This window comes from Nocardioides sp., from assembly GCF_025964975.1.
Lineage (GTDB): Bacteria > Actinomycetota > Actinomycetes > Propionibacteriales > Nocardioidaceae > Nocardioides.
In genome coordinates, this window is the sequence record NZ_JAOPXV010000120.1 from 1 (window position 1) to 5,710 (window position 5,710).

8 protein-coding genes are annotated in these 5,710 nt (G+C 70.5%); 5 read left to right on the plus strand and 3 right to left on the minus strand.

What is annotated here, in order from left to right:
• Window positions 1-576, plus strand: a 576-nt coding sequence (locus JWN68_RS08945) for an NAD(P)H-dependent glycerol-3-phosphate dehydrogenase (protein ID WP_297737775.1), incomplete at its 5' end; no start/stop codon positions are given.
• 117 nt (window positions 577-693) lie between these two features.
• Here the strand turns inward: JWN68_RS08945 and JWN68_RS08950 are convergent.
• A complete protein-coding gene (locus JWN68_RS08950; protein ID WP_297737777.1) occupies window positions 694-1,767 on the minus strand; it encodes an aminotransferase class I/II-fold pyridoxal phosphate-dependent enzyme in 1,074 nt (357 codons plus the stop codon).
• Between the two features lie 32 nt (window positions 1,768-1,799).
• Between JWN68_RS08950 and JWN68_RS08955 the strand changes: the two genes are divergently transcribed.
• Entirely contained in the window at window positions 1,800-2,915 is a 1,116-nt protein-coding gene (locus JWN68_RS08955) for a D-alanine--D-alanine ligase family protein (RefSeq protein ID WP_297737780.1), read from the plus strand.
• Between the two features lies 1 nt (window position 2,916).
• On the opposite strand, the gene JWN68_RS08960 is transcribed toward JWN68_RS08955, so the two are convergent.
• Both JWN68_RS08960 and JWN68_RS08965 read right to left on the minus strand, forming a co-directional pair.
• Complete coding sequence (locus JWN68_RS08960; protein ID WP_297737783.1) at window positions 2,917-3,363, minus strand: DUF3515 domain-containing protein; 447 nt, start codon at window positions 3,361-3,363, stop codon at window positions 2,917-2,919.
• A 20-nt stretch (window positions 3,364-3,383) separates the two neighbouring features.
• Complete coding sequence (locus tag JWN68_RS08965) at window positions 3,384-3,620, minus strand: Lrp/AsnC ligand binding domain-containing protein (RefSeq protein WP_297737786.1); 237 nt, start codon at window positions 3,618-3,620, stop codon at window positions 3,384-3,386.
• Between the two features lie 125 nt (window positions 3,621-3,745).
• On the opposite strand from JWN68_RS08965, the gene JWN68_RS08970 reads away from it, so the two are divergent.
• The 3 genes from JWN68_RS08970 to JWN68_RS08980 all read left to right on the plus strand — a co-directional run.
• On the plus strand, window positions 3,746-4,696 hold the full coding sequence (locus JWN68_RS08970) for a thiamine-phosphate kinase (RefSeq protein ID WP_297737789.1): 951 nt from the start codon (window positions 3,746-3,748) through the stop codon (window positions 4,694-4,696).
• A gap of 140 nt (window positions 4,697-4,836) precedes the next feature.
• Window positions 4,837-5,022 carry a 50S ribosomal protein L28 gene (gene rpmB, locus JWN68_RS08975; protein ID WP_091196251.1) on the plus strand — a complete coding sequence of 62 codons (186 nt, stop codon included), beginning with the start codon at window positions 4,837-4,839 and terminating at the stop codon, window positions 5,020-5,022.
• 119 nt (window positions 5,023-5,141) lie between these two features.
• Window positions 5,142-5,710, plus strand: a 569-nt coding sequence (locus JWN68_RS08980; protein ID WP_297737796.1) for a DAK2 domain-containing protein, incomplete at its 3' end; no start/stop codon positions are given.

Here is a 5,710-nt window from a genome sequence, read left to right on the forward strand (position 1 = left end):
ATCGCCCGGCGAGAGCCCGCCGCCTCGGTGGTCGCCTGCCCCGACGAGGACGTCGCCAAGAGACTTCAGGCCATGTTCCACACGACCGCCTTCCGGCCCTACACCTCCACCGACGTGCTCGGCTGCGAGATCGGCGGGGCGTACAAGAACGTCGTCGGACTGGCGGTCGGGATGGCCGTCGGGCTGGGCTTCGGCGACAACACGACAGCGTCCCTGATCACCCGCGGGCTGGCCGAGACGGCCCGGCTCGCCATGGCCCAGGGTGCCAACCCGCTGACGCTGATGGGCCTCGCGGGCCTCGGAGACCTCGTGGCCACCTGCTCCTCGCCGCTCTCGCGCAACCGGACCTTCGGGGAGAACCTCGGCAAGGGAATGACCACGGCCGAGATCTACGCCTCGACGTCCCAGGTCGCTGAGGGCGCGAAGTCCTGCAAGTCGCTGATGGCGCTGGCGGCGCAGACCGGGGTGGACGCCCCGATCGCCGAGCACGTCGATGCCGTCGTCGACGGTCGCATGACGGCCCTGGAGATGATGAACAGCTTCATCGCCCGGGACACCAAGGCTGAGACCGACTAGTTCCGACGGAGGGACGACGTCGGATCGACTGAGGTCGAACGTCGAGCAAGCGACGCGGCCGAGGAACGAGGGCGCGCGAGCGTCGAGACCCCTGAGACCGACAGCTCCGACGGAGCCTCAGCCCACGCAGCCGTCGAGGGCCGTGCGCAGGTCTCGCCAGAGGTCGTCCACGTCCTCGATTCCGACGCTGAGGCGGACGAGCCCCTCGGGGATCGTCGGGGCCTCGCCCTTCCAGCGCCGCCGGCGCTCCAGGGTCGACTCCACGCCACCGAGCGAGGTGGCGTGGACCCAGAGCTTCGTCTTCTGCGTCAGCAGGTCTGCCGCCAGAGCGCCCTGGGCGAGCACGACGGAGACGATCGCGCCGAAGCCGGGGTAGCGGACCTCCGACAGGGCGGGATGGTCGGCCAGGCGACCGACGAGCTCCTGGGCGTTGGTCTGGGCCCGCTCCACGCGCACGTGGAGGGTGCGCATGCCGCGGAGCACCAGCCAGGCCTCGAACGCCCCGGGGATGGCGCCCTGCAGGTCACGACGGTTCTTGAGCACGCCGAAGAGCTCGTCGTCACGCGTGCAGACCGCGCCGAGCAGCACGTCGCTGTGCCCGGCGAGGTACTTCGTCGCGGAGTGCACCACGAGGTCGACGCCGTCGGCGAGCGGGGTCTGGAGCAGGGGAGTGGCAAACGTGTTGTCGACGACGACATAGGCGCCGGCCTCGTGGGCCGCGGCAGTGATCGTCGCGATATCGGCGACCTCGAGGGCCGGGTTGGTCGGCGACTCCAGCCACACCAGGGCTGCGTCCTCGCACGCCCGGACCACCGCGTCGGTGTCGGTGAGGTCGACGAGCTCGGCCCTGACCCGGCCACGGGCCTCGAGGTCGGCCAGCTGCATGATCGTGCCGCTGTAGGAGTGCCGGGGAGCGACCACTCTGCCGCCGGGGGCCACGAGATCGAGCACGGTTGTCACCGCCGCCATACCCGAGGCGAAGCTCAGGCACCGCCCTCCCTCGAGCGCGCCGAGCGTCTCCTCGAGGGCCGTCCACGTGGGGTTCGCGTAGCGGCCGTATTCCAGGTCGCCGCCTGCGACGTACGTCGAGGCCATCGTGATCGGCACGTTGAGGGGGGCGTCCGGATCGTGTGCCGGCCGCCCCGCCGTGACCGCGATCGTCGAAGGGGAAAGGGGAGTGTCACCAGACATGTCGGCCAGCGTAGGCGGCTAGGGTCGGGGCAATGAACGAGCCCCGCAAGCCTCGCGTCGCTGTCGTCTTCGGTGGTCGGTCCAGCGAGCACGGCATCTCGTGCGTCACGGCCGGAAGCGTGCTGGCCGCGATCGATCGCGACAAGTACGACGTGGTCCCGGTCGGCATCGCCACCGACGGCCGCTGGGTGCTCGAGTCCGACGACGCCACGAGGCTCGCCATCTCCGGGTCGACGCTGCCCGAGGTCGACGCGTCGAATGCGATGGTGGCGCTGCTCGGAGCCGCGGGCTCGACGGACCTGGTCGTCACCGGCGCCGCAGAGGTGCCCCGGACGCTGGGCTCCGTCGACGTGGTGTTCCCCCTGCTGCACGGTCCGTGGGGCGAGGACGGCACGTTGCAGGGGATGCTCGAGATGGCCGGCGTCCGCTACGTCGGCTCCGGAGTGCTCGCGTCCGCCGTGGGCATGGACAAGGCCTTCATGAAGATCGTGCTCGAGGCCGCCGGCCTCCCGGTGACCCCCGGGATCACGGTGACCCGACGTGAGTGGGACACCGATCGGGTGTCCGCCCTGACCCGCGTCGAGGAGCTCGACTACCCGTCCTTCGCCAAGCCTGCCCGGGGCGGGTCCAGCATCGGTATCAGCAAGATCCACCACCAGGACGAGATCGCCGAGGCGATCGAGCTGGCGCTGGAGTACGACACCAAGGTGCTCGTCGAGGTGGCCGCGGTCGGCGCACGCGAGGTGGAGTGTGGGGTGCTCGCCACCGTCGACGGCGACCCGGAGACCTCACGCCCGGCCGAGGTGCGGATCGGGGGCGGTCATGAGTTCTACGACTTCGAGGCGAAGTATCTCGCCGACCAGGACACCGAGATCGACCTGCCTGCCGACCTCCCACCCGAGGTCGAGCAGGAGCTGCGTCGCCTGGCCGTGCGCGCGTTCGAGGCGCTGTCGTGCGAGGGCCTGGCGCGGGTGGACTTCTTCGTGCTGGCCGACCACACGGTGGTGATCAACGAGCTGAACACCATGCCCGGCTTCACCCCGACCTCGATGTTCCCGCAGATGTGGGCCGAGTCGGGCGTGAGCTATCCCGAGCTCGTCGACCGGTTGATCACCCTCGCGCTCGAACGCGACACGGGCCTGCGCTGAGCTAGAGGCAGGGCTCGCCCGCGGACAGGGTCTTGGCGATGGCTGGAGAGATCTCGGAGAGGGCGACCTCGTTGCCGCGGTGGGCGGCCGGGATGAGGACGCTGACACGGGGACTGTGCGTCAGTGCGGTGACGAGGATGTCGGAGCTCGGGTCGTTGAGCTCAGCGGGGGGCAGGAACCAGCCGACACCTTCCAGCTCGGTGCAGGAGGCGAACTTGTCGTACGCCGCAGGCATCTCGACCCCGCAGGTGAGCTCGATGCCGCCCCACGAGGCGGTGCGGGCGGTGTCGTCGCTGAGGTCCTCGCCGTCGACGCGGTCGGGCAGTGCCGCCGTCAGCTGGGCGCACGCCTCCGCGTCGGCCCGGGACAGCGACGGCAGCTCGGGGGACGAGCAGCCGGCAGCGCCGAGCAGGAGAACGACAACGACGCCCCGCGTCCACAGGGACACGGGGCGTCGGTGGGTCGGGCTCAGATGTGGACGACGGGGCACGTGAGCGTGCGAGTGATGCCGTCGAGGTTCTGCACCTTCGAGACCACCAGCTTGCCGAGTTCGTCGACGTTGCGTGCCTCGGCGCGGACGATCACGTCATAGGGACCGGTGACGTCCTCGGCGAGGGTGACGCCCTTGATCTTGGCAATGGCACTGGCAACCTCAGCGGCCTTGCCGACGTCGGTCTGGATCAGGATGTAGGCCTGGACGACCATCTGTGACTCCTCGGTTGCGGAAGATCGGGAAACGCTGTGCGGTCGTCAACCTACCGTGAGAGCCGTCACTTCTCGATAGGCGCCCGTCCCCGGTGGGCGTCCACCGATCTGGTCTGATGGGCCGCATGGCATTCCCGAAGGACGCGACCCTGGCCGATGCCGGCGAGTTCGGACTGATCGAGGCCTTCATCTCGCTGTTCGAGCAGGGCGAGCACGTCCTGGTCGGACCGGGCGACGACGCCGCCGTGCTGCGGATCCGCAACGGTCACGTCGTGGTCTCCACCGATCTCATGGTCGAGGGCAGGCACTTCCGCCACGACTGGTCCAGCGCCGAGGACGTCGGTCACCGGGCGGCTGCGCAGAACCTCTCCGACATCAACGCCATGGGTGGTACGGCCCACTCGCTGACCATCGGCCTTGCGGCCCCGCCCGACCTGCCGGCGCAGTGGGCGCTCGACTTCGCGCGTGGTTTCGCCGCGGAGTGCGCCGTCGTGGGCGCGAGTGTGGTCGGGGGGGACCTGACGCGCGCCGACGAGGTCATGATCGCGGTGACCGTGATCGGCGCCTGCACCGAGTCGCCGGTCGTGCGCTCGGGTGCCGCGGCGGGCGAGGTGCTGGCCCTGGCCGGCCGGCAGGGCTGGGCGGGCGGTGGACTGGCTGTCCTGGCTCGTGGCTTCCGGTCCCCGCGCGTGCTCGTGGAGGCCTACCGCCGACCGGAGCCGCCCTACGCCCAAGGTCGGCTGGCAGCCGAGGCGGGCGCCACCGCCATGATCGACATCTCCGACGGGCTGCTCGCGGAGGCACGCCACCTGGCCGAGGAGAGCGGGGTCGCGATCGACGTACGCACCAGTGCCTTCGAGCTCGCCGAGCCGCTCCTCGCGGTGGGTGCTGCTCTCGGCGTCGACCCGCTCCAGTTCGTGCTCGGCGGAGGCGACGACCACGGGCTGCTCGCGACGTTCCCCAGCGCGGCCCACGTGCCCGCGGGCTGGCACGTCATCGGTTCAGTGGCCGCGGGTTCGGGGGTCACGGTGGACGGTGGGGAGTACGAAGGGCCCACCGGGTGGACGCACTTCTGAGCCGGGACCGGCTCGATTTCACCCATCCCTGCGGGTCGGATACTCTTGTGCGGTTGCTCGCTGGCCGGATCCGGCCGTGCCTCACTGGACATGGCGAGCCGATACGTTCTCGAATCACCCACGATCTTCAGGAGTACACGGTGGCTGCCGTCTGTGACATCTGCGCCAAGAAGCCCGGCTTCGGCAACAACCGACCCTGGTCGCGCAAGATTACGAAGCGTCGCTTCAACCCGAACATCCAGCGCGTGCGGGCCACCATCAACGGCACCCCCAAGCGCGTCAACATCTGCACCGGCTGCCTCAAGGCCGGCAAGGTCAGCCGCTGACCTGACGTCTTGCTCGACAGACCCCGAGAGCACTGCTCTCGGGGTCTGTTGCGTCTGTCGCCGCGCCCCTGGACGGCGCTAACCTGTGGCTTCGACAACTGAGGCGGGGGAGGGCTGCGATGGAACGGGTGACGAGCGGCCTGTCCACGGCCTCGCTGGCCCGGTTCGTGGAGATCGCCACTGACGCGCTCTCGGGGGCCCGCGAGGAGATCGACGCGCTCAACGTCTATCCGGTCCCCGACGGTGACACCGGGACCAACATGTTCCTGACCGTCTCCGCCGCGCGCGACGCCATCACCGAGGCCCTGGCGGACGACCCGGACCTCGCCCTGCCCGACGCCATGCGCATCCTGTCCCGCGGGGCGCTCCTCGGCGCCCGGGGCAACTCCGGGGTCATCCTCAGCCAGATGCTCGGGGCGTACGTCGCACGGCTGGCCGAGGCGACGAGCGAGGACAGCCACGCCGTCGTGGCCGCCGAGGCCATGCAGCGCGCCACCGACGCGTCCTACGCGGCCGTGGGCGAGCCCGTCGAGGGGACCATCCTCACCGTTGCCCGCGCCGCCTCCGCAGCGGCGCGAGCCAGCGCAGCGGTCAGCGGGTCCCGGGCCCGCGAGGTCTTCACCGCCGCGGCGGCGGCCGCCCGGGAAGCGCTGGCGAAGACGCCGACCCAGCTCAAGGCGCTGGCGGA